This is a genomic window from Micromonospora halophytica (assembly GCF_900090245.1).
Lineage (GTDB): Bacteria > Actinomycetota > Actinomycetes > Mycobacteriales > Micromonosporaceae > Micromonospora > Micromonospora halophytica.
The window spans coordinates 1-24,945 of record NZ_FMDN01000015.1; the positions used below are offsets into that span (position 1 = coordinate 1).

The window sequence follows — 24,945 nt, forward strand, 5'->3', positions numbered from 1 at the left end:
CGGCGCCGTCGCCTCGGTCGGCTCCAAGGGCGACTCGTACGACAACGCGATGGCCGAGGCGTTCAACTCCCTCTACAAGGCCGAACTCGTCCGCAACAAGGGCCCGTGGCGTGGGCTCGACGACCTGGAGATGGCCACCGTCGAGTACATCGACTGGTACAACAACCGGCGCCTACACGGCGAGCTCGGACACGTCCCACCCGCCGAACACGAAGCACTACACGCGATGACCCACCCAGTCACCGCACCCCTGAAAACCAGCTAACCAACTCTCCATCAAACCCGGGGCTTGACAGCCAGCTTCTCCCACCCACCGACGACCAGCCAAGACGACACCTCACCCGAAGTGATTCTCGGTGTCGATACGCACAAGGACGTCCACGTCGCCGCAGTCGTCAGCATCCACGGCGTCCTACTCGGCAGCCGCAGTTTCCCGACCACGGCAGAGGGTTACCGCACGATGCTGGACTGGGCCGCCGCACTCGGCCGAGTGCGGCAAGCAGGGGTGGAGGGCACCCATTCCTACGGGAGCCGCGCTGACCCGCCACCTGCTGAGCGCCGGAATCGGCGTCATCGAGGTCAACCAGCCGGACAAGGCCCACCGTCGCCGCCGCGGTAAGACCGACGCCATCGACGCCGAAGCAGCGGCTCGAGCTGTCCTGTCCGGCCGAGCCACCGCCGTCGCCAAAACAGGCCCCGCGCGCGCAGGACAGCGAGCACGCGGCTCACCTCGAGGCGCTCTGATCTGACAGGGGACTGCCGCCGACCGCACGCTTCCGACTTGGGCCCCGGTTACGAGACCAAGTCGCTGAGTTCCGCGACGAGACGTCGCATGTCCTCACCGGCGTCAAGGGCCACCATGACAGATGCCTCCCATGCACCCGGCTCGTGTATCGATCTGAAGGTCGTACATCCGCCGCAGCGTGCCGTCATCGGTCCTGTCCTCTACGTCGACGTTCAGCACAGTGCGAATGCAGGCGGCAGCATGCGACTCGCGAGGCTTCGTCAGTTTGGACATCCGAGGCACCTACTGTCGTGCGGGTACTCACCGCGGCGCTCCCGCTGGGGCTGGGTTGCGTCCGTGCGCGGTTACGGAAGGGGAGCCACCCGCCGCCATCAACCCAGCGGCCAGCAGGACGCCGCGGTGCCAGACGTATTCCTCTGGCGGCACGGCCGCGCTCTGGACGTCGGCACCCGACCGGAGACCTCCAGGACACCCCTAGCGGTGACGAGACGGTTCGACCTGACCGACGTGCAGTGGGCGGTGCTGGAGCCGTTGCTGCCGGCGCCGAAGCGGCCAGGTCGACCGTCGTAATGGAGTAGACGGCAGTTGATCGACGGGATCCGGTGGCGGATCCGGGTGGGTGCCCCCTGGCGGGACGTGGTTTGCACCACCGCTTCCAGCCACACCTCACCGATCGCATCAGGCAGCCCTTTGCGCCCGTCGCAGACCACCATGCACGCGTCCGCCGCGCCCCGGTTCTTGAGCTCGGTGAGGACCTGAAGCCAGAACTTGGCGCCCTCGCCGCCATCGCCGGCCCACAGACCGAGGATGTCGCGGGTGCCCTCGACGGTGACGGCCAGGGCCAGGTAGATGGGCCGGTTGGCGACCTTCCCGTCGCGGATCTTCACGTGCACCGCGTCGAGGAAGATCACCGGGTAGACCGGGTCCAGGGGCCGTTCTGCCACTCGGTCATCCCCTCGACGACCTTGTCGGTGATCGTTGAGATCGTCTGCCGTGACACGTCGGCGCCATACACCTCCGCCAGGTGGGCCTGGATCTCCCCGGTCGTCAGGCCTTTGGCCGACAGCGAGATGACCATGTCGTCAACGCCGAACAACCGACGCTGGCGCTTGCGCACAATCTGCGGTGTGAACGACCCGTCGCGGTCACGCGGCACCTCAATCTCGACCGGGCCGACATCCGTCAACACCGTCTTGGCCCGCACACCGTTGCGGGAGTTCCCGCCGTTCTTGCCCGCCGGGTCGCCCTTGTCATAGCCCAGGTGATCGGTGATCTCACCTTCCAGGGCTGACTCCAGGACACGCTTCGTGACGAGGGCCAGCAAGTCGGCCGCTTCGGCGGCCCGGGGATGGCGTCAGTCCCGCAGGGCGGTGAGGGTGGCTTGGAGGAACTCGGCGATCGTGGCTGCCAGTTCTGTGTCGATGAGGGGGGTCGGGTTGTCCGAGTAGCCGGTGATGTCGAGGTAGAGGTAGAGGTTGCTGGCGACGACGCGCAGGGTGTGTATGCCGTCCTGGCCGTTCGCTGGCGGCTGGTAGGTCCAGTCGAGCGCGTCGACGTCGAGCGTCACCGCTCCCGGACCGGTGGGAGTCAGGGACGCGGGTTGGTGGGCTTGGTGGAAGTTGATGGCCTGTTGGGCGGTGTCGTGGCGTCGGATCCAGAGCGCGATAGTGCCACCTCGGCTCTTCTTTCCGGTGCCGGTGGTGCGCAGGCTGCAGTACGCGGTGCCGTGGTAGATCTGTTCGTCCGGGTAGCCGAGTTCCGGGTCACCCAGCCGGTCGTGGAACATGTCCAGCGGTAGCTTCCGGCAGAATCCCTCGCCCGGCGCCGGGTAGTCCGACGATGCCTTCGCCTTCCTGGGGCGAGGCGTGGGGCGGGGTGGGTTGCCTCGCAGCCGGCGGATGCTCTCGGTCACGAACTCGCCGGTGGCGGTGCGGAGGGTGTCCACGGTTGGGGAATTCGCGCCCTTGTCTCCCGCTCTGACCAGGACGGTCATGACGAGGTTCCGGTCGAGGATGTGAGCGGTGAGTTCGGATGCGAAGCCCGAATCGGCACTTTGGTCCTGCCAGACCACCTTGTCGACGTCGATGGTGGTGTCCGCTGACGTCGGGGACGGACCCACCCGCTGGACACGAGTGTGGTGCGCGGTAACGGCTTCGGTCGTGGTCGGGTAGGTGTACAACCACACCGCCAGGCCACCGTACGGTCGGTCGTAGGGGTCGGTGCTCTTGGTGGTGTCCAGGTGGCACTCAGCCATCAGCGTGTCAGTGACGCCTACGACCTCGGCTGTCCCCCAGGCGAACTTCCAGGCGCCGAAGTCGGCGTACGGACGGCCGACAACCTGTTCCAACAGAGGGATGGGAAGAGTCCGGCAGATGCCATGCGACGGATCGGCGTAGAGCACCGCTGTTTCCGCCGACGGCGCGTCCTCGCCGGGAGTGGAGCAGGCGCCGGCGGTCAGGAGCGCGACCATCACCACGGCCAGCAGGCGACGCCGCGCACACACCTTCGTGCTACTCACCCGGAACCTCCGACCCCGTAGAAGGTGACGCGACACCCTACCGAGCGCGCCGCTCCCAGTACGTCCCGGGCAGCGCCTGCTGGAAGTGGCACGGATCCTGAGAGGGCGGTTCGGAGTGTTAGGTCCGTTTCGGGGCGAGGGTGAATACTCCGGGTTCGTCCTCGGTGAGGACGTGGCGGTTGACCATGCGTTTCAGCTTCGCGCGGGTGCCTTCGACGTTCTTCGGTGAGGGCTCGACGTCGAGTGCGAGGCAGATGCCTTTGGCCCGCATGCCGTGGGGCGCGGTGCCGAGGACATGCAGGATCTGCTGGTAGGGCCCACTGGCGATGGTGGGATCGTCGGTGGTGAACTCGGCGGCGGCGAGAGTGCGCAGGGTGGTGCGGGTCGTGGCCAGGTCGGCCAGTTCGCCGTCGATGCGGGCGAGTTCGCCGGTCAGGGCGGTGATCTGCTCGCGGAGCTGGTCGGCGTGCCGACGTGCGGTGGTCTCCCGGTCGGTGATCAGGTCGAGGACGGTAGGGAGGTTCACCGGTGCCGCCAGGAGGGTGTGCTTGTTCCGGTCAGCCGCCGCACGATGTTCGCCGTCGAGGCCCACAGTGTTCGGGACACCGAGGATTCGGGGCGGCTCTCGTACTCGCGCACGAGACGGCGGTGCAGCATCAACGTGCCGTTGACCTGCTCGACGATCCACCGCTTACGGATCGGCACGAACCCGGGCCGGGTGTCGGAGCGTTTGACGACCTCGACGTCGACCCCGAGGACGGCACCGTGCAGGGCGAAGTCCTGTTTGAACCCGGCGTCGACCCAGGCGCGGCCCACCGTCGGGGTGTGTGCGACGACCTTGTCGAGCAGCCGGATACCGATGGCATTGTCGGTGACCGACGCCGCGGTCACCACGACCGCGATGACCAGCACCAACGCGTCCACCGCCAAGCCCCGCTTACGCCCCGACACCTTCTTCCCAGAGTCCTTGCCGGTCGTGGAGGCCGGCACATGGTTCGCTGCGCGGATCGACTGGGTGTCCAACACGACCGCGCTCGGATCCTCCCGACGGCCGACCTTCTCCCTCGCCTGGCAGCGCAGCAGATCGTGGACCACCTGGTCGGTGCCGTCGTCACGCCACAGCGCGAAGTAGTAGTAGGTGGCCGACTTCGGCGGCAGGTCGTGCGGCAAATACGCCCACTGACAGCCCGTCCGGTTCTGGTAGAAGATCGCGTTCACGATCTCCCGCAGGTCGTAGTCACCTGGCTGGCCCGACACCGACACCGCAACGCGCTTGGCCTTCCACGCCTGCAGAAACGGTCCGATCAGCTCCCACTGCTCATCGCTGACATCGCTCGGGTACGGCTTTCGATCACCCATGACCGGGCTAACGCCCGATGCGCCCGGGCGGTCACGACCAGAACTCACATTCAACCCATCGACTGGCCGCTATCCCTAGCGAACCCGCCGGAAGATCACCAATCGGACGCAACGCATAGATCAGATCAAGTTACTGCGGACCGCCCTCTGAGGAACTTCGGTGAGGAACTGGTCGCCGTCGTGGACGCGGAAGGTGGTGTCGGCGTCTTCGACGGTGAGGGTTCGACCGGCGTGGCCGATACCGACGTGGATCTTCTGGCCGGCGATGACGAGAACGCCGCGGCTGCTGACACGTCGTTCGACGCGAAGTGGCTGGGTCGCTGGGGTGGGTGGGGGTCCGGCGGGGCGGGCGTCGCGGATGCGGGCCTGCTCTTGCGGAGTGAGCGGGTTGGGCAGGCTGCGCAGCAGCGTCCGGTCGGCGTCAAGGAGGTGCAGCACGCCCCGGTCGAGGGGACCCACGAACTCGTACGCCGACAGGGGTCAAGGCCGGTGAGGGCCATGAGCCCTCGACGGCAGATCTACGGATGTTCCCTGGGCTTACTCCGACAGTGGGGGAGGGGTGAGCCAGGCGAGGGGTTGTCCGCTGAGGGCGGCGTCGGCGAGGCGGTGGGCGCTGGTGGTCTTGAGTGCCGCTCGTGAGCTGTCAATCCAGCGCTGGACATTATCGATGCCCTGGTGGCGGTATTCCACTGCTTGCACGAGGCATTCGAGCTTGTCAGCGTCGCGAGCGACGACGGCCTCCAGCGTCTCGCCGGCTTCGTACTCGGCGACGGCGGCGGTGATGACTTCGGCGACGGCCCGCGGGCAGGCGGCGACCTGGTCGGCGGTGACGGCGGTGTTGGGTACGGCGGTGAGGTAACGCTTGGCGATGTGTGGGATGTCGGTGATCCGGGTTTCCTGGGTGTCGTGCACGACGCACAGCATCGACACCCGGGCCGGGTCGGCGCCTTCCATTGCGGCGAGCATCATCCCGATGAGCGCCGTGCGGAACGAGTGTTCGGCGATGGACTCGGGGTGCTTTACGCCGGCGAACCACCAGCCGGTCCGGGCGGCACGCTTGAGCACGCCGGCCTCGAAGATGAAGCTCATCGCTCCGGCAGCGTCATGGTCGTCGGTCATCTGCCCGTCCCTGTGCCGGTGAGTCCGTCCGCCCGCAGGCTGTAGACGATTGAGGTTAGTTCCTGCCGCGACTGCGCGGAGATCCGATCACTGTCCAGGAGCGGGACACTGCGGTCGAGGGGTGCCCGAGTCGCGGCGGGGTTGTCGAGAGCAAGGCCGCGTCGTGCGGCCAGCAGAGCCCAGACGTTGTGAATGTTGAGGTCGACGAAGGGGTGCTCTGGGTCGAGGCGCTGGACCAGGTGCCGAAGAAGGATCGAACCATGCCAGTCAGCGAGCGCTTCGGGCATGAAGGAGTCGTCGCGGTGACGGTACGGGATCTCGCCCACCCAGTAGGCCGAGTAGTTGAGGGCTGTTCGCTCGCAGGCGTCGTCGGGGTGTGCGCGAGCGATGAAGTCCCGCAGCGGTTCCGGGTCGCCCTGGTTCGCGAGGGACGTGACGACGGAGCGTGCGTCGGGCCACAGCGGTGACCAGGTGCGGAAGGTGGTTACCCGGCGGGCGCGCGCGGTGGTCTGGGTGAGCCATCCTGCCGCTGCCTTGGTGGGGGTCCATGCCGGAGAGGAAACAGGCTTGCCGGTGCAGCAGCACGTTCCGATGCCGTCCGGCTGCGGCGCGCTCGGCGAGCACGTGAAGGTGAGCGAAGAACGCGCGTTGCTCGTCAACGGGCAGGGTCGGCCCGGACGCGACCGGACCCCGCCGGGGACGGGCGATGGGTAGCCCTCTGGCGAAGGCCGGTGTCTGCCCGAGGACGGCCCAGAGGATCAGGTCGGTCAGACGGTGGGTGAGTACGGACCAGCCCAGCGGTTGCTCGGCGATGTCGCAGCGGTCCATCTGTTCGTCGAGGACGGCGGCGATGATGAGATCCGCCTCGGCGGCGTCGTCGAGTGCGGCGAGCAGGACTGTGTTCGCGCCGAGCCGTCCGAGCCTGCGCCGGACGGCGATCGCTTGTCCGAGCGGCACCGCGGTGAATGGCCGGCGCCCGGATTCCCAGCTCTGCACGGTCACGCGATCGACGTCCAGGTCGACGGCGAGCTGCTCCTGCGTGAGCGGGATGGACTCCCGGATCAGCTTGAACAGGTAGCCGGTCACCTCGCCACGATGTGGTGCTGGTCGTCCGCGACCTGTCATCCGTCATCCCTACGTTGACCGGTGGTCGACGTTCCCGCCGTGGAATCAATGCTGCGGCAGCACATCTGGCCTGCTCACTCGTACTGCGGGTGAGTCCAGCCGCCGCCGTCGTGATCGTAGCGTCGTAGTTACCGAACGTTCCAGATCCGGTCCCGTGGTTCGGGGTCGGCCATGGAGTGCTGCCCGGTGGAGGGAGCCAGCGCCACGGGGACGGGACGTTTCACTACAGCGACGGCTCCCACACGTGGATCCCGCCGGATCCCGACTACGACCAGAAGGTCTGGGATGAGCAGGTTCGCCAGCACAAGCATGGGCACCTGAGAAACGAGCGCCCCAAGGCCCGCATCCAGCGCCTCGTGTGATGCCAGCAGTACAGCAGCGAAGAACAGCAACCGTGCCAGCCGATGGCGCCGCCGAGCGACTTTAATCCATTGTGGACGTACGCTACGCTCTCCGCCGGGCCTGCCGACTCGACCGGTACGTGCGGCGGAGGCAGCCACCGGCAACGGTGGCCGACGTCGAACGCAACCCGGGTGACCTGGGGCGATCCACGGACCCCGGGGCCGCTCCCGAGTGGGTTTCCCTGCCGCCGCTACCTGCGCCGCCGCCGCCACATCTACGAAGGACCGATACAGTTGTACGACGCGATCGTTATCGGTGCCCGCTGTTCGGGTGCGTCCACCGCTCTGTTGCTCGCCCGGCGTGGACACCGGGTGCTGGTGGTGGACCGCTCCTCGTTTCCCAGCGACGTCATCTCGACGCACTTTCTCTGGCCACACGGGATGTCCTACCTGAACCGGTGGGGACTGCTGGATGAGGTCCTGGCGGTCACTCCGGCGCACACCACGGTCGAGGTGGTCAACGACGGGATCTCGCTGACCGGTTCGGTGCCGACTGAACTGCTGCACGAGTACTTCCGGGACCTGCACGGCGACGACTCGGGCGTGGTGCAGAGCTATGCGTCCGTGCGGCGCCGGGTGCTCGACGAGATCCTGGTCGGCGCGGCCGCCAAGGCCGGCGCCGAGGTGCGAACCAACTTCACCGTTCGTGAGCTGATCGTCGAGAACGGGCAGGTCGTCGGCATCCGGGGGCGTGCGGTCGGCGGAGAGCTGGTCGAGGAGCGGGCCCGGATCGTGGTTGGTGCCGACGGCCGGAATTCGTTCGTCGCCCGCGCCCTCGCGCTGCCGAAGTACGACGAGCGGCCCCGCTGCACGTTCGCCTACTGGAGCTACTGGTCCGGCTTCGACCTCGGCCCGGCACAACTGCACCGGCGCGGCCGGCTGGCCTGCGCGGTGGTGCCGACCAACTTCAACCAGAACATGGTCCTGGTCTGGGGGCCGAGTGAGTGGTCGCGGGAGTTTCGCGGTGACGTGCCGGGCAACTACCAGAAAGCGTTGGACTTCGTCAGTCCGGAGCTGGGCGAGGTGGTGCGCACCAAGGGGACCAGGGAGGAACGCATCTACGGCACCCTGGACCAGTCGGCCTTCCTCCGGCCGCTGCACGGGCCCGGGTGGGTGCTCGTCGGTGACGCCGAGTCGGCCAAGGACCAGTGCACCGCGATCGGCATGACCCACGCCTTCCGTGACGCCGAGCTGGTCAGCGTCGCACTCGACCGGTGGCTCCGCGGTGACGCGTCGATCGACGAGGCGATGACCGCCTACGGGGACCGCCGCCGAAGCCAGAACGCTGCCGCCTACCACGACTACGTCTGCACCCTTGCCGAGATGCGTCCGTATCGGCACGACGAGTTGCAACTGTTCGTTGCGTTGCGGGGCAACCAGCAGGAGATCGACCGGTTCATCGCCACGCACGCCGACGTCGCACCGGTGTCGGAGTTCTTCCAGGCCTCCAACCTCTTCCTGCTCAACGACGCCGCGAAGGAGTCCTCCGCCGACCACCCGGTCTTCGAGAACTTCGCGGAGACCTCCCGCAGCTACCAGCAGAACCTCTTCGCCTGATGATCCACCAGGGAGACGACACCGTGACCATCGAGCTGGACCAGCGTGAAGACGGCGAGCTGATCGGGATCATCCTCGAGGCGGCACACCGCCGGGACTTCGAGACCATGACGCGTACCGCGACCGAGGTCTCCGAGATGACCCGCAACTGGGCCACCCACATTCCGTGGGACGACCTCGCGTCGCTCGAAGGCGACGACGACGAACTGGCCCAGGTGGTCGCCGACCTCACCGAGATGTGGGAGCCGGCCCACCTGCGCAACCCCGTCGACCCCGACGAGGAGTACGCCCTGGACAAGAACGCGTACGACTTCTACCGGCCCGCCGGCTGCAACCTGCTGACCCGCACCGAGGACTTCTACGGCTGGGTGCAGGCCCGTCGCCGCACGGAGACGTGGCAGTACTCCCGAGTGTTGGAGGCGGCACCGGACAGTGTCGCCCAGATCACCAACGACCTGGGCCGGCGGGCCCGGGGCATCAACTTCAACTCCCAGGACTACCTGTCGTTCAACACCCACCCGGCAATCCGGGAGGCGGCGGCCAGGGCGATGCGCGACTACGGGCCGCACAGCGCCGGCTCGCCGATGGTGCTCGGCAACACCCGCATCTCCGACGATCTGGAGGCGGCCCTCGGCGACCTGGTCGGGCTCGACCACGTGACGCTCTTTCCGACCGGCTGGGCGGCCGGCTTCGGCGCGGTCGTCGGTCTGGTCCGGCAGTCCGACCATATCCTGATCGACCGGCTGGCCCACTCCTGCCTCCAGCAGGGGGCACGGGCGGCCACCCGGAACGTGGTCCGCTACGAGCACCTCAACGTCGAGGCGGTACGCCGGCACCTGACCGAGATCCGGGCCACGGACACCCGCAACGGCATCCTGGTGGTCACCGACGGGCTCTTCTCGGTGGACGCGGACTGGCCGGACCTCGTCACCCTGCAACGCGTCTGCCGGGAACACGACGCCACGCTGCTGGTCGACGTGGCGCACGACCTGGGCTCGATGGGGCCCGGCGGCACGGGCGTGCTGGGGATGCAGGACCTGCTCGGCAGCGTCGACATCGTGATGGGCGCCTTCTCCAAGACGTTCTGCTCCAACGGTGGCTTCGTGGCTTCCAACTCGCCGGCGTTGAAGCAGTACATCAAGATGTTCGGCGGCTCGCACTTCTTCTCCAACGCGCTGTCGCCGGTGCAGACCGCGGTGGTGCGGGAGGCCACCAGGATCATCCGGTCGGCCGAGGGGGACGTGCTGCGGGCCCGGCTCTTCACCGCGATCCACGCCCTGCGTGACGAGCTGACCGGCCGGGGCCTGACCTGCATGGGTGAGCCGTCACCGATCGTGCCGCTACTGATCGGCAACGAGAAGCTGGCGCGGACGGCCAACCGCCTGCTCTTCGACCGAGGGGTGCTGGCATTCATGGTCGAGTTCCCGGTGACCCCGACCGGCTCGTCCCGGTTCCGGCTTCAGGTGCAGGCCGGGCACCGGCCCGAGGAGGCCCGCGAGGCGGCCCGGATCATCGAGGGCGCCATCGCCGACTCCCGGGCGTACCTGTCCAGCGCCTTCGGCAGCGCTCCCCGCTGAGGGACGTCTCGTGACTCGACGAAGGCGAGCTGCCCGACGCCCGGACTGGACCGTCAGCCGGGTGGTGGCGCATCCGGGGCACGCATGCGCCACGCGTCGGTGACGAGTTCCTCCAGGCGGTCGACGTCCACCTGCGCCAGCCGCAGCATGACCAGGGGCAGCCCGTGGTACGCGGGTGTGGTGAAGAAGACCTCGGGCTCGCCGAGGAGCAGCGCCTGCTTCTCGGCCTCGTCCCCGACGTACAGCACCGCGATGTCGGTCCGGATGCGGCGTGGCGTACCCGGTCTGCGCTCGGGATAGGACCAGACGAATCCTCTGCCGCCGACCCGGAAGTCGAAGCCCTGACTGTCGATCTCGATCACGTCAGGCAGCGCCAGTGCCAGGCGACGGACATCGTCGGCGTCAGCCATCGAGATTGCTCCGGGACACCGCCTCCTGCATACGCACAGGCTAACCGTCGCCTCGGACACCGTCTCCGCCGGCTCGCAGGACCCGGCCGCGAGCCGACCCGCCGTCCACCCGTGGCCGGGCCGCCGTCAAGCCCTCGACGCCGACCTCCTCGCCCGCCCGGCGACCGCTGCTCTGATCACATCTGGTGGCGGGGCGCCACGAACCCGGGAGCCGGCTGTGGGGATTGGCCACTGACCTGCGTGATGATCTCCGAAGCGACGTCGCGCAGCTTGCGGTTACGGTGCTGCGATGCCTGCCGGAGCAGGGCGAAAGCCTCCGTGGCGGTGCACCGTTGTTGGCCCATCAGCACCCCGAGGGCCTGGTCGATGACGCTGCGGGAGGCCATCGCGTCGGTGAGTTGCTGATGCAGGAGCGCCTGGTCGGCCTGGCGGAGGATGATGGTCAGCGCCGCCGTCCCCTGGGCGGCGAACGCCTCGGCGTGCCGACGCGCCGTCCCGGTGAAGGCTGCGGGACGGGTGGCGTAGAGGTTCAACGCCCCGACGGTCTCCCGTTCGACGGTCATCGGCAGCGACAGCGAGCTGACGATGCCGAGGCGGAGCGCGTGTTCCCGGTAGCGGCACCAGCGTCCGTCCTCGCGTAGGTCGTCGACCTCGACGATGCGTCCACGACGCAGGGCTTCGAGGCAGGGTCCCTCGTCGGCGCCGTACTGGATCTCGTCGCCCTGGGCGGCGAGGTCGCCGCTGCTGGCGACGGTGAAGGCGCCGCCGTCGCGGCGTACGGTCAGCCCGCAGGCCACCGCCGGGGTGACGACCTCCGCGGCGACCCGGACGATCTGGTCGAGGAACGGGTCGACGTGGAGTGAATCCGCGAGCAGGGTCAACAGCCGGCCGTACGCCGAGGCCAGGCGCGAGTCTGCGGCATCGGACACCACCGCCACCTCCCGAAGACCATGTGTCCGTGGTTGCACCGAGTGCACTGCCTCGGCTCGCCCCCGGGCGGCCGCCGGCCGGTGCGGTTCATCGCCGCCCTGTCCGCGCCTGCCGGTGGGCATGGTGCGGATCGGGCGGGAGGCGGCTAGGGTCGGTGTGGGTTCGGACATGAGCCCAGGACCAGTGCCGCCCGCCGACGGTGGGCCGAGCGCCGACCCGGTCCCGACATCCTCACCGAGGAGCTGCTCATGTCCGTCCATCAGGCACCGCCCCTGGCGACGCGGGAAACCACCTGCCAGCCGATCCTGTCCCTCGCGGTCGCCCGGGAAGGCCCGGCGACGGTGGTGGTGGTCCGTGGGCCCCTCGACATGGACACCGCCGGCCTGCTCGTCGACCTCGTGGACGACGTGATGTCCGGCCAACCGCCTCCGGTGCTGGTGCTCGACCTGAGCGGGGTGGCCTTCTTCTGCGCCGCCGGGGTCACGGCGCTGCTGGCGGTACGCCGGCGAGTCACCTCGGGCGGATGCGCGCTGGTGGTACGCGAGCCGTCCCGGATCACCGTCGCCGTCCTCGAGATGGTCGGCCTGCGGCACGAGTTCACCACTGACGGACCTGCCTTTCCCTCCACGTCTGTCGGGTCGTAACCGGTGCTGACGCAGGTGGACCTACCCAGCAATTGATCAACTCAAACCCGCCGCGCCTGCGCCGGGAGCAGGAGCGCCAGGCAGCTGCGGGGGCCTCCCGACGGCTGGTGGTTGTTAGACTCCGCCCTCCACGATCATCACGGGGGAGGGATCATGGACGCCGGCGTTGCGGGCGGTGGCGGTGTGCTGGACCCGGACGGCGCGATGGAGCGGCTGTCGGCCTGGAAGGGCCGGATCGACAAGGTGGCGGCCGACACCAGGGCCATGAGCGACCGTCTTCAGCAGCTGCGGGTGACCGCGGCCGACGACAACGGCCTGGTCGAGGTCACGATCGATGCCGCCGGCGCACTGGTGGACCTGCGGTTGGGTCGCCAGATCCAGCGGGTCGCGCCCGAGGTCGTCGCCAGGACGATCATGAGCACCATTGGTGCGGCCAAGGGGCAGTTGGCCGACCGGTCGCAGGAGATCATCGCCGAGACCGTGGGGACCGGGTCGGCGGCGGCGCGAGCGATCGCCGAACGGGTCGGGCAGCAGTTGCGTGGCCCGGATCCGGTCGCCGGGACCGCCGACGACCACCGAGGTTGGCGGTGAGTCCGACGGGTGACGGATTCGCGGTCGACGCGGAGGAGATCCGCACGCACGCGTACCAGATCGAGGCGCTGAAGGCGCGCTTCGAAGCGGTGAAGGCCGCCAGCGCGCACATCACGCAGGACGACGCGGCGTACGGGTTGCTGTGTGGCTGGATCTCCGGGGTCCTGGAGGGTCGGCACGCGCGGCAGGACGAGCTGATCGCCGCCGTCGAGGAGAACCTGTCGTTGGCCGCGAGCGGACTGCGCAGGACCGCCGACAGCTACGACTCCGCCGACTCCGACAACGCCACCCTGATCAGCAGGGTGGGAAGCCGGTTGGGCGGGTGAGGACGGCGCGATGACCGACACGTCGCTGGTCGCCGACGTCCGCTCGACCCGGGAGGTCTGGACCGGCGCCTCGCTCGCCGACAGCCTCGAGGGCCTGGTCGACGCGGTCAGGAGTGAGGGCTGGGTCGACGATCTGCTCGCCGGCGCCGGACTCGGGATCGAGGTAGTGGCGTCCGCGATCGACCCGTTCAGCGCGCTGCTCGCCAACGGGCTCGGTTGGGCGATGGAGTACTTCGAGCCGCTGCGGGAGATCCTCGACGGCCTCACCGGGATGCCCGATGTCGTCGCCGCGCACGCGGCCACCTGGGACAACATGGCCGCCGAGCTGCGCGGCATGGCCGGCGACCTGCGGTCGCGCCTCGACGGGGACCTGCCCGAGTGGCGGGGGCGGGCCGCCGAGGCGTACCACGGGTTGATGGCCCACAACGTCGAGGCCATCGGCGGGCTCGGCGCGGTCTCCGCCGCGATGGCGGCGGCCACCCAGGCTGCCGGGAACCTGGTGGCCTTCACCCGCGACATCGTGCGCGACCTCATCGCCGACCTCGTGGCGCGGGTGGTCGTCTGGGCGGTCGAGGCCATCTTCGTCGTCACGATCCCGGTGATCGCCGCGCAGATCGCGGCGGCCGTCGTCAAGTGGGCCGGGCGCATCCTCACCTACGTCGGCGCCCTGGTCACCAGCCTGACCAACCTCTCCCGGCTCCTCAACGGATAGGGCATCCATGGCGACCCCCAAGAAGCCCGACGGCCCGGACGGTGGTGACGGCACCGCCGGCAAGCCCTCGAAGTACGGCAACATCGACGCCGGCAAGGGCATCTCCAGCGCCCAGGCCGCCATCGCCCAGGCCGCGCAGAAGGGCCACCCCGGGGGCGGCGGCCAGGGACCGACCCCTGCGTCGAAGCCGCCCAAGCTGGACCCGTCGTCCAAGCCGGCCGCGCCGCCCGACATGGACGACATCCACCACAGTGAGACGTCGCGGCAGCACATCGTCGAGGGCGACGGCGGCCGACAGGGCGGTCATCTCGCGGGCACCGGCTTCTCGAAGAAGACGGAGTTCCCGAAGGACTGGGACGAGTCGAAGATCCTCGACGCGGCGCACCGGGTGACGCAGCAGGGGCCGCCGGTGAAGGGGCCGTACCTGACCAAGGACGCCGACGGCAAACCGGCGTGGGCCTACGACTACCAGGGCACGGTCGACGGTGTCGAGGTCAAGACGACCGTGCTCGCCAACGGCGAGATCCGTACCGCCTATCCGCCGAACGGCGCCGATCCGGGCGTCATCACCAACCCGCCCGCCCCGAACCCCGCCCCGAAGGGTGTGCCGGTGAGCAACCCGCCCCGTTACAGTCACCCTGATGTCGGGGGCGACGGCAGTTGGACGTGGGAGGGCCCGAAGGGCGGCAAGATCATCAGAGTCGTCCAGGACGCCCAGGGCAACGTCACCACGACCGAGCTCGGCGACTACAAGAAGAAGTGAACGTCATGGATGCGAAGACCTACGCGGCGGTCGCCGACGTGTGCGCGCGGCTCGCGGGCCGGCTGTCCGACGACACCCTGGGCACCGTGCGCGAGCACTACGCCGCCGGTGAGTGGGACCTGGCCGACGCCACGCTCCTGCTCAACCTGGCCTTCGAGGGCGTTGGCATCACCCGTGCGGAGCAGGAGCTGATCCGCTCCTTCCTCGGCGACCCGGACAGCCCCGAGCTGCACGACGTGCCGGTCGTCGCCGAGGTGCCGTCACCGCCGTACCGGTTCAGCCCGACCGGCCCCGCGGACGCGCCCGACCCGACCCGGGCGGACGGCGTGCTGTCCGCCGACGCCCCGCGCCACGGCGGCCACCGGCTGTACCGGGCGTGGCGGCACCCCCACGACGGCGCGCCCGACGGGGCGGCCTGGGTGTACGTGCTGCTGGTCGCCGAGGGCACCGATCCTCTCTCGGCGTACTCGGGCCTGTCGTCGCGGCTGTGGACGGCACTGAAGGAGAAGTGGCCGCTGGAGGTGGTCGTGGAGGGTGGGGCTCTGCCGCCGTACCAGGCCGCCGCGCTGGCGTCGGCGAGCCTCGTCCGGGCCGACTGACGCCTGGTGTGAGATCACGCCGGCCACGGCACCGCGTACGTCGGCGGCGCCGTCGTCAGGCCGTGGCGGCGCGGTGCGCGGCGGCGAGTCGCTTCGGCGCGCGGGCGTACCAGGCGTCGAGGATCAGCTCCGCCAGCTCCGGCTCGGGGATCCGGTCCAGCCGCACCAGCACCGACCGGTGGCCGTCGAAGTGCGGCGTGGTGAAGTGGACCGTCGGGTCGTCGGCGAGCAGGGCCTCCTTGACACCGAGGTCCGCCACCAGCACGCCGAGGACGGGCCCGTCCGGCGCGGCGTCGCCCAAGGCCTCGCGGTCCGCGCGGCGCAGCGGCCGTTCCCAGACGAACGCCTTGTCGCGGACCCGCCAGGCAGGCAGACCGTCGTACGACGGCCGCTCCGTCGTCTCCGGCAGGGCGAGTGCGAGCCGGCGTACGTCGTCCCAGGTGGCCATGGTCCGACGATACGGCGGCCGGGCCCGGCGCAGGGGGGCGTATCCGCCCACGAGGACGGCATCGCCCTGCTCCCCGCGCGGTAGGGTGCGGCGTGACCGATCATCCGCCGTCGATCGTGACCGTGCGGGCGCTCACCGCCGCCGACTGGCCGGCGCTCTGGCCGATGCTGCGCGACATGGGCGTCAACGACCAGCCGCCCGAGGCGCAGCGGGACCGCTACCTGCTCCTGCTCGCCGATCCGCGCTGGGCGATCCTCGGCGCGGAGGCCGACGGTGAGCTGCTCGGCTACGCCGCCGCCCAGGACCACGGTCCGCACCTGCGGGCCGGCGACGACCATCGCACCGCCCGGCTGCACGACCTGTACGTGAGCCCGCACCGGCGCCGGGGCGGGGTGGGTCGGACGCTGCTGGCGGCGGTCCGGGACTGGGCAACCGGCCGGGTCCGCCACCTGGAGTGGCAGGCCCACCACGAGCGGGCGGCCCCGTTCTACGAGTGCCTCGGCCACCACGGCGACCCCTGCCCCCAGCCCGACTATCCCACCTTCCACCTGGACCTGCGTCCCTGACCGTCCCCGTCCCTCCCGGGAACCTCGGGTCTGCGGGGCGAACGGCCCTTCCCGGTCGAACCGGGGTGCGGTGGGAGTCAGGGGACAGGGTGGGAGATGTCGCGGGCGTGGTCGGCGATGGCGGCGGCGGTGACCGTCGCCTCCAGCGGGAGCATCTCCAGGCAGCGACGGACGGCGGCGGCCATCAGCGTGTTCGGCACCCGCATGGAGAGGGTGCAGTGCGGCACCCAGCGCCCCGGCAGGTACTGCTCCGACAGGGCGATGCCGGCCCGGGCCAGCCGTCGGTGCACCAGGGCGTGGTGGGCGAGCAGGTCGGCGGTGGGGGTGACACCGAGCCACAGCACCCGGCCGACGAACTGGCCGGCGTACTGGAAACTCAGCCGCAGCGGGGCGGCCACCGTCGTTCCGTGCAGTGCCTCGGCGACCCGGTCCGGGTCGAAGCGGGGCGCCACCGCCAGCGACACGTGCGGGCGGTGCCGCTGCTCCAGCAGCGAGCGCATGCTCTGCACCCCCTCGGCCTCCAGCGCGTCCCAGAGCACCCGGATACGCCGGGTGGCGTCGGTGTCCAGATACAGCTCGAGCGCCGCGACCACGTGATCACCCTAGAGGCCGGGGTCTTCCGCCCCGGGCGGCGGTACGGAGCCGGGAGACGTGGCCGAGGACGGCCTCCCGCACGTCGGCCAGGCCGCCGACCTGCCTGGGCCGGTGGCGTCGGGCTGAGCCGTACGGCGCAGGGCGGCGTGGGCCGGCCCGGAGCGACCCGCGGTCCCGGCGTACGTCGGTCAGCGCGCGCCGGCGGGCCGGCCCTCCACGGCGTCGTCGGTGCCGGTGCGTGGCGCGGGCACGGCCGGGTCGACGGCCGGCCGGGGACCAGGCCGCCGGGACAGCCCCCGGTCGACGCCGACGAAGAGAAGCCCGAGCAGCCAGAACGCGAAGGCGAAGAAGGCCGCGCTGAGCGAGACGCCGCCGTAGCCGAGCTGCCCGGCGTCGATGAACGGGTACGGATACCGGTCCACGATCAGCCCACGCACCAGGGCGAAACCGAGGTACGCCAGCGGGAAGGCCAGCCACCAGGCGGCGTACCGGACCCGCAGCCGACCGCGCTGGTCGAACAGCGCCCAGTCGGCGATGGCCAGCAGCGGTACGACGGTGTGCAGGAACTGGTTGCCCAGCGCCTCGCCGAGCGCCCGGTCCGGCTGGGGCATCGCGAACGGGCTGGCCGGGTTGGCCAGGACCAGGTGGTAGACCACGCCGGTGATGGTGATGTAGAGCGTCACCGCGCCCTTGAGCGCCGACGGCGGCTCCGGCAGCTCCTGCCAGGCCCGCCAGGCGGCGTGGCCGGCGAAGAGACCCACCGCCACGTTGCTCTGGATGGTGAAGTACGGCAACAGGCCGGTGACCGTGGCCGGACCGAGCGCGGTGAGCACGATCCCGGCCAGCACACTGATGACGATCGCCAGGCGGAAGACCACCGCCAGACGTCGACGCCGCAGATTCATCGGGGCAAGCTACCAGCTCGGGCGGTCACGGGCGCGCGCCGGTCACCGGAACGGAGCCCGCCCCGGTACGGTGGTCAGGTCGACGTCCACCCATGTCATCCGCTGGTGGCGGCCCGATCACGACGGGAGCCGACCGTGCCGCTCACTGAGGGGTCCTCCGCCGGGGGTGTCCGGCCGTTGCCGCCGGGCCAGCAGGTCGCGCCGCTACGCCGTTTCGGGCTGCCGTGGTTCGCGAGCCGGGTCCCCGCCCCGCCCGTCGCACCGGTGATCACCGTCGGTGGGATGGTCCGTCGGCCCACCCAGGTCCCGGTCGCCGAGCTGATGGCCCTGGGCCCGCGCCGCGACCTCGTCGCCGACCTGCACTGCGTCACCACCTGGACGGCGACCGGGCTGCGCTGGGGCGGGACGCCGTTCGCCACGGTGCACCTGCACCTCGCCGACCTGGTGCACCCGCATCCCCGGGCCCATTGGATCGCGGTGACCGGTCTCGACGGCTACCGGGCCTGCCTGCGGCTCGACGACGCGCTCGCCGACGACGTCCTGCTCGCCGACACCTTCGGCGGCGCGCCGCTGACCGGCCCGGTCGGCGCCCCGGTACGTCTCGTCGCTCCGCGCCAGTACGGCTACAAGAGCGTCCGGCACGTCTGCGCGATCGACTACCTGCTCGACCACGAGGGCGGCTCGGCCGGCTGGCTCGGGCATCCGCGGGCCCGGGTGGGACGGGAGGAACGCAGTCGTTTCCTGCCCGGCCGGGTGTGGCGGCCCGTCTGGCGGTGGGCCCAGCCCCGGGTGCGCCGTGCCTTCCACGCCGTCGACCGCTGACCCGGCCCGCCCTGGGGCGCGTGTCGAGGCCCTCGGTCGAGCCGGGGACCTCGACACACCCGTCAGTCGGGGCGGGGCGGGTCCGTCCGGTCCGGTGCCGGCAGGGTCGGCTTGCCGGCCGGAATGGACGGTTCGGCCGGAACCGGCGGCGTCGCCGGAATGGGTGGGATCGTCGGAACGTCGGTGGAATGCGTGGGACGCCCACTCGACCCGACGGTGGGGGTGGCGTCGCCCCGGTCGGGCGTCGGGGCGCCCGGTCGCTCCGCGTCCTTGACCGCCCGTTCGCAGTAGCCGGCGACCTTGTTGCGGCCTCCGGCCGTCACGACGAGGTCTCGGTAGACCGGGTTGTCCAAGGTCTGCTTGGGCTTGTCGCCGGCCTCGGTCTGGAAGGCGCGACACAGGCCGAGGATCGACGCCGGGGGCGAGGACGGCGGCGTGTCCGTGGTGGCGGGAACGCCCGACGGGCCCGTGTCGGCCGTGGCCGACGGGGTGGTCGCCGGGGCGGCGGACGGCCGCGTGCCGGGATCGTCCCGGTGTGGCTGCCCGGGCAGCGTGCCGGTGACGGCGGCGAGCGCGACGCCGCCGGTCGCGGCCACGGCGAGGGCGGCCAGCGCGAGCTTCAGCCCGGCCAGCCCGGCCAGGACACCCGGTCGGGCGGGCAGGGCGCGGACCGGGAGCGGCGCTCCGGCGCGCGCTCGGTGGAACGCCTGCATCGCGGCAGCCTCCCCCCGCAACTCGGCGGGGTGGGGCGCGGCCCGGACCGCTGCCAGGAGTCGTACCAGCGACGCCGGGCCGTCCTGCGGGTCGACGACGGAACCGACGAGCAGCCGCTCGACGGTCTCCTGGTCCATCCGATGTGCGTTCATCTCGTGTTCCTCAGCGCCGCCGGCCGCCGGGACGTCACATCCATCGGGGTCGGGGTGGCGCCGATCACTCGGAGGACCGGGGACGCGCCGCCGCGGCCACCGGCTCCGGCGGGGACCGTGCCCGCCGGAGCCGCCGGGGTCAGCCCATCGTCTTGGCCCCGTCGATGCTCTCGCGCAGGATGTCGGCGTGCCCGGCGTGCTGCGAGGTCTCGGCGATCAGGTGCAGCAGGACCCGACGCGTCGACCACGTCGCACCCGGCGCGAACCAGGGCGCCTCCGGCAGCGGCCGGGCGGCGTCGAGGTCGAGGGTGGCGATCAGGTCGTCGGTGCGGGCGGCGACCTCGGCGTACCGGTCGAGGAGGCCGGCCAGGGTCTCGCCCTCGGTCATCCGGAACCCGTTCTGCCAGTCGGTCGACTCGGCCAGCATCGCCTCGGCGCCGCCGAGGATGAACCGCACCCACCGCTCCTCCACGATCGTGACGTGTTTGATGAGCCCGCCGAGGCACAGCTCGCTGACCGTGCTGCGCGTGGCGGCCTGCTCGTCGGTCAACCCGCGCACGGTCTGCCGCAGAAAACCGCGGTGCAGGGCCAGGGTCTGCGCCAGGTCCGCCCGCTCGCCGGTGAGAACCCGCTCCGAAGTGGTCATCCGTCCGCCTTCCGTCGATGTCGTCGGCGTCAGCGTAGGCAGGGCCACCGACAGTTTCCGCCCCGTCGCGGGTTGCCCTGGCGGTCGGTGCGGGTAGCACCGGACGACATGGGTGAGATTCGAGTGGGCACCTCCTCCTGGGCGGACCAGACGTTGCTGCGGGCGGGGGCGTTCAGCATCTTCACCGGACACCCGACCCCGGTGAAGATGCTGCCCCGGGATCTGCGGCCGGCCACCGGCCCGACCCGGGTCCGCCGCCGTGATCTGCCCGAGGAGTCGTACGAGGAGTTGTGGCGCCGGTTCCGGGCGGCGCTGGAGCCGCTGGCGGCGGCCGACCGGCTGGGTGTGGTGCTGTTGCAGTTCCCACCGTGGCTGGTGTGCGGCGCGGCCGCCCGACGACGGATCGTCGAGCTGGCCCGGCGGTGCCGCCCGTGGCGGGTGGCGGTGGAGCTGCGGCACGGTTCCTGGTTCGACGGCGTGGCCGCGGCGGAGACGGTGACCTTCCTGGCCGACCACGAGCTGAGCATGGTCTGCCTGGACATGCCGCAGGGGCATCCCTCCTCGGTCCCGCCGATCATGATCGCCACGGCCGAGCCGGGGCTGGTCCGGTTCCACGGGCACAGCGCGCACTGGGCGGGCGGCGGCAAGGAGGACCGCTTCCGGTACGCGTACTCCGACGGCGAGCTGCGTCGCTGGGCGGGGCTGCTGTCCGACCTGGCCGGCACCACCGGCGAGCTGCACGTGCTGTTCAACAACTGCTGCGAGGGGCAGGCCCAGCGCGACGCCGGCCGGCTGGCCGCGCTGCTCGGCGTGACCCCCGCGACGGAGCCCGCCGAGGTCTGATCATGGTCGATTTGTGCCCCGGCGGGGCGGGTACCGCCAGGGACGACAGGGAGGTGCGGTGATGACGCACGAGCAGCAGCGACCGGGCGTACCGGACGACGCGGCGGCCCGACGGGTCCGCGAGGCCGAGGAGGCGCACGGCGGCAGCATGGCCCCGGGCGTGGTGGACGAGACCGGCCGGCCGGTGGCCGAGCCGCCGCCGGCCCCGGCCGGCGACGAGGACGGCACCGGCTCCTGACCGGTCCGGGTACGGGCGACGCCCGGGACCGCCGCGTGGTGACGGCGGTCCCGGGCGTCGACGTGCGCGCGTCCGGTGTGGACCCCGGGTGCGGGGACGCGGCGCATGCGTGCCGGCGACGGGGAGCGTCACCGGCCGTCGTGCCGCCGGTCAGCCGGTGGTGGCGCTCAACGCCGGCAGGTAGCCGGCGGAGTGGCCGCTGGCGTTCGGGTGGTACGACTCGACGATCGGCCAGGTGGTCCCGTTGATCCACGGGCTGGACGCGCACACCCCGTGCCCGGCGAACCGGCCTCGGACGTCGACGTAGCTGAAGCCGGCCGCCCCGGCGCGCGCGGAGATCACGCTGGACATCGTGTCCGAGCCGCCGTTGAGCAGCTTGCGCTTGTACTCGCTGATGCTGCCGAAGCCGCAGTAGCCCAGCTCGAACAGGCGCGGGTAACCGAGCACCACCACCCGGGCCCCCGGCGCGCGGCTGCGGATCGCCCGGTACGTCTCGTCGAGGCGTCCCGGCAGGGTGTTGGTGATGTACGACTTCGCGGTGTTCACCGCGCTGGCGCAACTGCTGTCGCTGCCGAGCCGGCAGGTGGTGACCACGTCGGCGAAGCCGGCGTCGTTGCCGCCGATGGAGACGGTCACCAGGTCGGTGCCGGAGTTCAGCGCGCCGAGCTGGCTGCTCAGCACTTCGCGGGTGGTGGCGCCGGAGCAGGCGACGAAGCGGAAGGTGGCCACGGTGTGGCTGTTGGCCCACAGCTGCGGGTACGCCTTGGGGCTGCGCCGGCAGGAGCCGCTGGTGCCGTCGTAGCTGTTGATGCCGACGCCGGAGGAGTACGAGTCGCCGAGCGCGGCGTAGTCGGTGCCGGCGGCGGCCGCCGGGGTGGCGAGTCCGAGGGTGAGGAGCAGGCCGGCGACGAGGGAGCCGACCGCGGGGGTGGTGCGGAGACGCATTCAGGGACCTCCGTGGTGATGGAGGCCACTTCGTAGCATGACGTCTACTGGTTGGTAACATTTCGATGGGCCGATCCCGCGCTTGGCGAAAAGGTGGGCGGTTCGGGGTTGCCGATCGACGTTTTATCGAACACTATGGATGCTTTTGTGCCCGCCGCGCCAGCGCTCCGGGCACCATGACGCGGCCCGGCCGCACGAGGCGGCGGGTGGGCGCACGACGCGGCGGCCCGGACGAGATCCGGACCGCCGCGTACCGAAGCGGATCAGGTCGATGCAGCACGACGAGCTTCCGCCGACCGGGGGTGACCAGGCCGTGGATCTCGCCGTTCGTCGCGTCGGCCCGGTCAAGAGCGCCGTGCGGACCCGGTGCCCGTCACGTCGAGGGTGTGCACCGCGCGGTGCCGGAACGGGGGTCGGCGCACCGGATCCTGGATCGCGGGTGACCGGGTGGCCTGGCCCTGGGCGAGAGCGAGCGGGGACGTCCGGAGGCGAGCGGGCCGTGCCCGGGGGCAGGAGCCCCCGGGCACGGCCCGCTCGCATCGTCGCGTCAGTCCCGGCTGACCCCTTCCGGGTGCATCCCGGTGGCCTCCTCCAGGGCGTTGTCCGGCAGGTCGCCACCCGCCGTGTCGTCCGGGAAGGTGCGGCGGGCCGGCGCCGGGTCGGGCGGGGCGCCGGGGCCCGCCTCGGGGGCCCGGGTCGGCTCGACCGGGCCGAAGCCGTGTCGTCCGGCCGGGCCGGAGGGCCCTGCCGGCTCTCCGGCCCGGCGGTCGCCCCGCCGCCCCGGCGGCACGGCGGTCTCCTCGCTGCCCTCGCCCATCGGGTCGTCCTCGCCCGCGCCCCAGGGCGGGCCCACGTCGAAGCCGCCGGTGGTGCCCCAGGGGGCGGCGGACTCCGGCCCGCGTTCGGCGCCGCCCGTCGGTCCCTCGTTCGCCGTCATGGTCACCTCGCTGCTCGTCGTGGCGTCCCGCCCGACCCCGGCGCGGCGGCCGCCGTCGGCGCAGCGACGCGCGGCCGCGCACCGGCCTGATCGGGTACGACCTCAGTCCGCCATCGCCATCCGGCGCTTCGCCGCACCCATCGCGGCGATCTTCCCCATCGTCTTCGGCGCGCTCATCATTCCGCCGGCGCGACCGAGCATGCCCCGGAACACCTGACCGGGCTTCTGCTGCTCGCCCATGTACGAGGTGACCACCACCAACGCCCCGGTCAACGCCGGGATCGTCCACTGCAGCACCTTCATCTTCCGCTGGCAGGACGCCACGTCGCCCGGCGTCTGGTAGTTCGGCTCGGTGGTCCCCTCGACCGGCTGGTTGCCGGCCTTCTCCAGCCGCATCCCGAGCAGCCGGCTGTACCCGGTCACCGCGAGCGCGCCGACGGTGAGCGCCGTCTTGACCGCGCTCATCCGGCCCACGCCCCGCTGGGTCATGACCCGCGGGCTCTCGGTGATCAGTTCACCGGCCGCGCCGGCCAGGTGGGCCCCGATCGCCGCCGCGTTCACCGGCGTCCATCGGGACCACCCTGCCGAGGCGACCGGCAGCCGCTGGGTCGAGTCGCTGATCTGTGCCGCCGCCCCGTTCACGCCGAGCGCTCCCATCAGGGAGCCGCCGAACCAGGCCGCCAGGCCCAGGTCGTGCATGGAGCGTAGTGCGGTGTGCCGTTCGGACATCTGATCCCCCTCCACCGTGTTCGGGCGCAGCGCTTACCCATCGTCGGCGCGGCTACGCACCCGGGCCCGGTACGTGCCCGGTCACGCCCTTCGTCCGGTCCGCCGGTGCGAGGAGGATCAGCCGGCCGGTGGACCGCGACGACGGCGTGGGTGGGTCAGCGGGGCGGCAGGCCGGCGGCGAAGTCGGCCACCCGCCGGGCCAGCGGCGCGCCGGCCCGGACCCAGGTGAAGTGGTCCAGCGCGGCGCCGGCCTCGGCGACGGTGTACCGGTCCCGGGTCACCGGTGCGGCGGTGAGCTTCGCGCAGAGGTGGTCCAGCGTGGGGTGCGGGGTGTACTGGTCGTCGTCCATGCTCACCGCGAGCACCGGGGTGGCCAGTCGCCGCACGGCCGCCTCGGCGTCCACCCCGTCGAGCACGGGGAACCGTCCGGTCCGCGCGGTGTACGCCCAGTCCCGGATCACCCCGCGCGCCTGGCGTCCGCCGAAACCCCACCCCGGCCAGACCCCGAGCGTGCGCGCCACCGCCGAGATCCCCTGGGTGTACGGCAGCACGCCGTACCCGCGCAAACCCGGGTAGCTGCGCCAGTACGGCACGCCGACGGCGAGCAGGGCCAGCCCGTCGACCGCGTCCGCGCCGTGCAGGGCGAGGTGCAGCAGGGCCGCCTGCCCGCCGAGGGAGTGCCCGAGCAGCAACCGGGTGCGCCCGTCCAGCCGGGGCTTGAGCGCGTCGAGGACCGCGCCGACGTCGGTGGCCAGCTCGGCGTAGCCGTACCGGCAGGCGCGCCCGGGTGGGGGAGTGCTGGCCCCGGTCCCCCGCAGGTCGGCCACGGCCACCGCGAGGCCCGCGTCGCGCAGGGTGGCCGCGAAGGGGCGGTAGTAGCGGGCCCGGACCCCCATCGCCGGCCAGATCACCACCATCGGCGCGCCGGGCGGGCCGTCCGGCTCCGGGTACACCTGGACGCCGATGCGTGCCCCGTCGACGTCGACGTGTTCCTGCGTGTACTCCGGCTCCCCGCTCATCCGTCCAGCGT

Annotated in this window: 30 protein-coding genes and 3 pseudogenes; 15 read left to right on the plus strand and 18 right to left on the minus strand. The window is 71.3% G+C overall.

Annotated elements, in window-relative coordinates:
• The 3 genes and pseudogenes from GA0070560_RS18725 to GA0070560_RS29530 form a co-directional block, all read left to right on the plus strand.
• Positions 1-265, plus strand: a 265-nt coding sequence (locus tag GA0070560_RS18725; RefSeq protein ID WP_139131533.1) for an integrase core domain-containing protein, incomplete at its 5' end; no start/stop codon positions are given.
• Positions 266-346: 81 nt separating this feature from the next.
• Positions 347-619, plus strand: coding sequence for an IS110 family transposase (locus GA0070560_RS29525; protein WP_245675598.1), 273 nt, complete (start codon positions 347-349; stop codon positions 617-619).
• A 606-nt stretch (positions 620-1,225) separates the two neighbouring features.
• Positions 1,226-1,384 (plus strand): annotated as a pseudogene (locus GA0070560_RS29530) (transposase); the annotation flags it as partial.
• Here GA0070560_RS29530 and GA0070560_RS18740 read toward each other — a convergent pair.
• The 7 genes and pseudogenes from GA0070560_RS18740 to GA0070560_RS18770 form a co-directional block, all read right to left on the minus strand.
• Positions 1,384-2,069, minus strand: a pseudogene (locus GA0070560_RS18740) (IS256 family transposase); the annotation flags it as partial. The pseudogenes GA0070560_RS29530 and GA0070560_RS18740 overlap by 1 nt on opposite strands.
• A 30-nt stretch (positions 2,070-2,099) precedes the next feature.
• Entirely contained in the window at positions 2,100-3,263 is a 1,164-nt protein-coding gene (locus GA0070560_RS18745) for a hypothetical protein (RefSeq protein WP_139131535.1), read from the minus strand.
• A gap of 118 nt (positions 3,264-3,381) precedes the next feature.
• Entirely contained in the window at positions 3,382-3,789 is a 408-nt protein-coding gene (locus GA0070560_RS18750; RefSeq protein WP_091299280.1) for a hypothetical protein, read from the minus strand.
• Positions 3,786-4,622: an IS5 family transposase gene (locus GA0070560_RS18755; RefSeq protein ID WP_091299282.1), complete on the minus strand. Its 837-nt coding sequence runs from the start codon at positions 4,620-4,622 to the stop codon at positions 3,786-3,788. The genes GA0070560_RS18750 and GA0070560_RS18755 overlap by 4 nt, the downstream gene beginning before the upstream one ends.
• 120 nt (positions 4,623-4,742) lie before the next feature.
• Positions 4,743-5,060 (minus strand): hypothetical protein, encoded by a 318-nt coding sequence (locus GA0070560_RS18760; protein WP_211565922.1) that lies wholly within the window; start codon positions 5,058-5,060, stop codon positions 4,743-4,745.
• 99 nt (positions 5,061-5,159) lie between these two features.
• Positions 5,160-5,741: an HD domain-containing protein gene (locus GA0070560_RS18765; protein WP_091299285.1), complete on the minus strand. Its 582-nt coding sequence runs from the start codon at positions 5,739-5,741 to the stop codon at positions 5,160-5,162.
• Positions 5,738-6,866, minus strand: a pseudogene (locus GA0070560_RS18770) (helix-turn-helix domain-containing protein). Before GA0070560_RS18770 ends, GA0070560_RS18765 begins: the two are co-directional and overlap by 4 nt.
• Positions 6,867-7,495: 629 nt before the next feature.
• On the opposite strand from GA0070560_RS18770, the gene GA0070560_RS18780 reads away from it, so the two are divergent.
• Entirely contained in the window at positions 7,496-8,824 is a 1,329-nt protein-coding gene (locus GA0070560_RS18780) for an NAD(P)/FAD-dependent oxidoreductase (protein ID WP_091299610.1), read from the plus strand.
• A 23-nt stretch (positions 8,825-8,847) separates the two neighbouring features.
• On the plus strand, positions 8,848-10,401 hold the full coding sequence (locus GA0070560_RS18785; RefSeq protein ID WP_245675587.1) for an aminotransferase class I/II-fold pyridoxal phosphate-dependent enzyme: 1,554 nt from the start codon (positions 8,848-8,850) through the stop codon (positions 10,399-10,401).
• Positions 10,402-10,454: 53 nt separating this feature from the next.
• On the opposite strand, the gene GA0070560_RS18790 is transcribed toward GA0070560_RS18785, so the two are convergent.
• Together GA0070560_RS18790 and GA0070560_RS18795 are read right to left on the minus strand one after the other, a co-directional pair.
• A complete protein-coding gene (locus GA0070560_RS18790; protein ID WP_091299291.1) occupies positions 10,455-10,811 on the minus strand; it encodes an MmcQ/YjbR family DNA-binding protein in 357 nt (118 codons plus the stop codon).
• 176 nt (positions 10,812-10,987) lie between these two features.
• Positions 10,988-11,740 carry a GAF and ANTAR domain-containing protein gene (locus tag GA0070560_RS18795; RefSeq protein ID WP_170839476.1) on the minus strand — a complete coding sequence of 251 codons (753 nt, stop codon included), beginning with the start codon at positions 11,738-11,740 and terminating at the stop codon, positions 10,988-10,990.
• Positions 11,741-11,989: 249 nt separating this feature from the next.
• Between GA0070560_RS18795 and GA0070560_RS28285 the strand changes: the two genes are divergently transcribed.
• The 6 genes from GA0070560_RS28285 (at position 11,990) to GA0070560_RS18820 (ending at position 15,376) form a co-directional block, all read left to right on the plus strand.
• Entirely contained in the window at positions 11,990-12,385 is a 396-nt protein-coding gene (locus GA0070560_RS28285) for an STAS domain-containing protein (protein WP_139131537.1), read from the plus strand.
• 153 nt (positions 12,386-12,538) lie between these two features.
• Positions 12,539-12,976 (plus strand): YbaB/EbfC family nucleoid-associated protein, encoded by a 438-nt coding sequence (locus GA0070560_RS18800; RefSeq protein WP_091299297.1) that lies wholly within the window; start codon positions 12,539-12,541, stop codon positions 12,974-12,976.
• The gene (locus GA0070560_RS18805) at positions 12,973-13,302 is read left to right on the plus strand and encodes a hypothetical protein (RefSeq protein WP_091299300.1); all 330 of its coding nucleotides are present in this window, start codon (positions 12,973-12,975) and stop codon (positions 13,300-13,302) included. The genes GA0070560_RS18800 and GA0070560_RS18805 overlap by 4 nt, the downstream gene beginning before the upstream one ends.
• 10 nt (positions 13,303-13,312) lie before the next feature.
• Positions 13,313-14,014 (plus strand): WXG100 family type VII secretion target, encoded by a 702-nt coding sequence (locus GA0070560_RS18810; RefSeq protein ID WP_091299303.1) that lies wholly within the window; start codon positions 13,313-13,315, stop codon positions 14,012-14,014.
• Positions 14,015-14,021: 7 nt separating this feature from the next.
• Positions 14,022-14,777 carry an EndoU domain-containing protein gene (locus tag GA0070560_RS18815; RefSeq protein ID WP_091299305.1) on the plus strand — a complete coding sequence of 252 codons (756 nt, stop codon included), beginning with the start codon at positions 14,022-14,024 and terminating at the stop codon, positions 14,775-14,777.
• A 5-nt stretch (positions 14,778-14,782) separates the two neighbouring features.
• Positions 14,783-15,376 (plus strand): hypothetical protein, encoded by a 594-nt coding sequence (locus GA0070560_RS18820; RefSeq protein ID WP_091299614.1) that lies wholly within the window; start codon positions 14,783-14,785, stop codon positions 15,374-15,376.
• Between the two features lie 55 nt (positions 15,377-15,431).
• Here the strand turns inward: GA0070560_RS18820 and GA0070560_RS18825 are convergent, their stop codons facing one another.
• Positions 15,432-15,824, minus strand: a complete 393-nt coding sequence (locus GA0070560_RS18825) for an MmcQ/YjbR family DNA-binding protein (RefSeq protein ID WP_091299309.1) — start codon at positions 15,822-15,824, stop codon at positions 15,432-15,434.
• Between the two features lie 92 nt (positions 15,825-15,916).
• Here GA0070560_RS18825 and GA0070560_RS18830 point away from each other — a divergent pair, with 92 nt between their 5' ends.
• Positions 15,917-16,390 (plus strand): GNAT family N-acetyltransferase, encoded by a 474-nt coding sequence (locus tag GA0070560_RS18830; RefSeq protein WP_245675588.1) that lies wholly within the window; start codon positions 15,917-15,919, stop codon positions 16,388-16,390.
• A gap of 77 nt (positions 16,391-16,467) precedes the next feature.
• On the opposite strand, the gene GA0070560_RS18835 is transcribed toward GA0070560_RS18830, so the two are convergent.
• Positions 16,468-16,983: a 2'-5' RNA ligase family protein gene (locus GA0070560_RS18835; RefSeq protein ID WP_091299312.1), complete on the minus strand. Its 516-nt coding sequence runs from the start codon at positions 16,981-16,983 to the stop codon at positions 16,468-16,470.
• 189 nt (positions 16,984-17,172) lie between these two features.
• Entirely contained in the window at positions 17,173-17,889 is a 717-nt protein-coding gene (locus GA0070560_RS18840) for a Pr6Pr family membrane protein (RefSeq protein WP_170839477.1), read from the minus strand.
• Positions 17,890-18,024: 135 nt separating this feature from the next.
• On the opposite strand from GA0070560_RS18840, the gene GA0070560_RS18845 reads away from it, so the two are divergent.
• A complete protein-coding gene (locus GA0070560_RS18845; protein WP_091299316.1) occupies positions 18,025-18,711 on the plus strand; it encodes a molybdopterin-dependent oxidoreductase in 687 nt (228 codons plus the stop codon).
• A gap of 62 nt (positions 18,712-18,773) precedes the next feature.
• Here GA0070560_RS18845 and GA0070560_RS18850 read toward each other — a convergent pair whose 3' ends face one another.
• Entirely contained in the window at positions 18,774-19,577 is an 804-nt protein-coding gene (locus GA0070560_RS18850) for a hypothetical protein (protein ID WP_139131538.1), read from the minus strand.
• A gap of 139 nt (positions 19,578-19,716) precedes the next feature.
• Positions 19,717-20,223: a DinB family protein gene (locus GA0070560_RS18855; protein WP_091299322.1), complete on the minus strand. Its 507-nt coding sequence runs from the start codon at positions 20,221-20,223 to the stop codon at positions 19,717-19,719.
• A gap of 108 nt (positions 20,224-20,331) precedes the next feature.
• Here GA0070560_RS18855 and GA0070560_RS18860 point away from each other — a divergent pair, with 108 nt between their 5' ends.
• Both GA0070560_RS18860 and GA0070560_RS28800 read left to right on the plus strand, forming a co-directional pair.
• Positions 20,332-21,066, plus strand: coding sequence for a DUF72 domain-containing protein (locus GA0070560_RS18860; RefSeq protein ID WP_091299325.1), 735 nt, complete (start codon positions 20,332-20,334; stop codon positions 21,064-21,066).
• Between the two features lie 61 nt (positions 21,067-21,127).
• A complete protein-coding gene (locus GA0070560_RS28800) occupies positions 21,128-21,304 on the plus strand; it encodes a hypothetical protein (RefSeq protein WP_170839478.1) in 177 nt (58 codons plus the stop codon).
• Between the two features lie 150 nt (positions 21,305-21,454).
• On the opposite strand, the gene GA0070560_RS18865 is transcribed toward GA0070560_RS28800, so the two are convergent.
• The 4 genes from GA0070560_RS18865 to GA0070560_RS18880 all read right to left on the minus strand — a co-directional run bounded on the left by GA0070560_RS18865 (position 21,455) and on the right by GA0070560_RS18880 (position 24,934).
• Complete coding sequence (locus GA0070560_RS18865; protein ID WP_091299328.1) at positions 21,455-22,249, minus strand: SGNH/GDSL hydrolase family protein; 795 nt, start codon at positions 22,247-22,249, stop codon at positions 21,455-21,457.
• 547 nt (positions 22,250-22,796) lie between these two features.
• On the minus strand, positions 22,797-23,186 hold the full coding sequence (locus GA0070560_RS18870; RefSeq protein ID WP_091299621.1) for a hypothetical protein: 390 nt from the start codon (positions 23,184-23,186) through the stop codon (positions 22,797-22,799).
• 102 nt (positions 23,187-23,288) lie between these two features.
• On the minus strand, positions 23,289-23,915 hold the full coding sequence (locus tag GA0070560_RS18875; RefSeq protein WP_091299331.1) for a hypothetical protein: 627 nt from the start codon (positions 23,913-23,915) through the stop codon (positions 23,289-23,291).
• Positions 23,916-24,070: 155 nt separating this feature from the next.
• Positions 24,071-24,934, minus strand: coding sequence for an alpha/beta hydrolase family protein (locus GA0070560_RS18880; protein ID WP_091299334.1), 864 nt, complete (start codon positions 24,932-24,934; stop codon positions 24,071-24,073).
• Positions 24,935-24,945 lie beyond the last annotated feature (11 nt).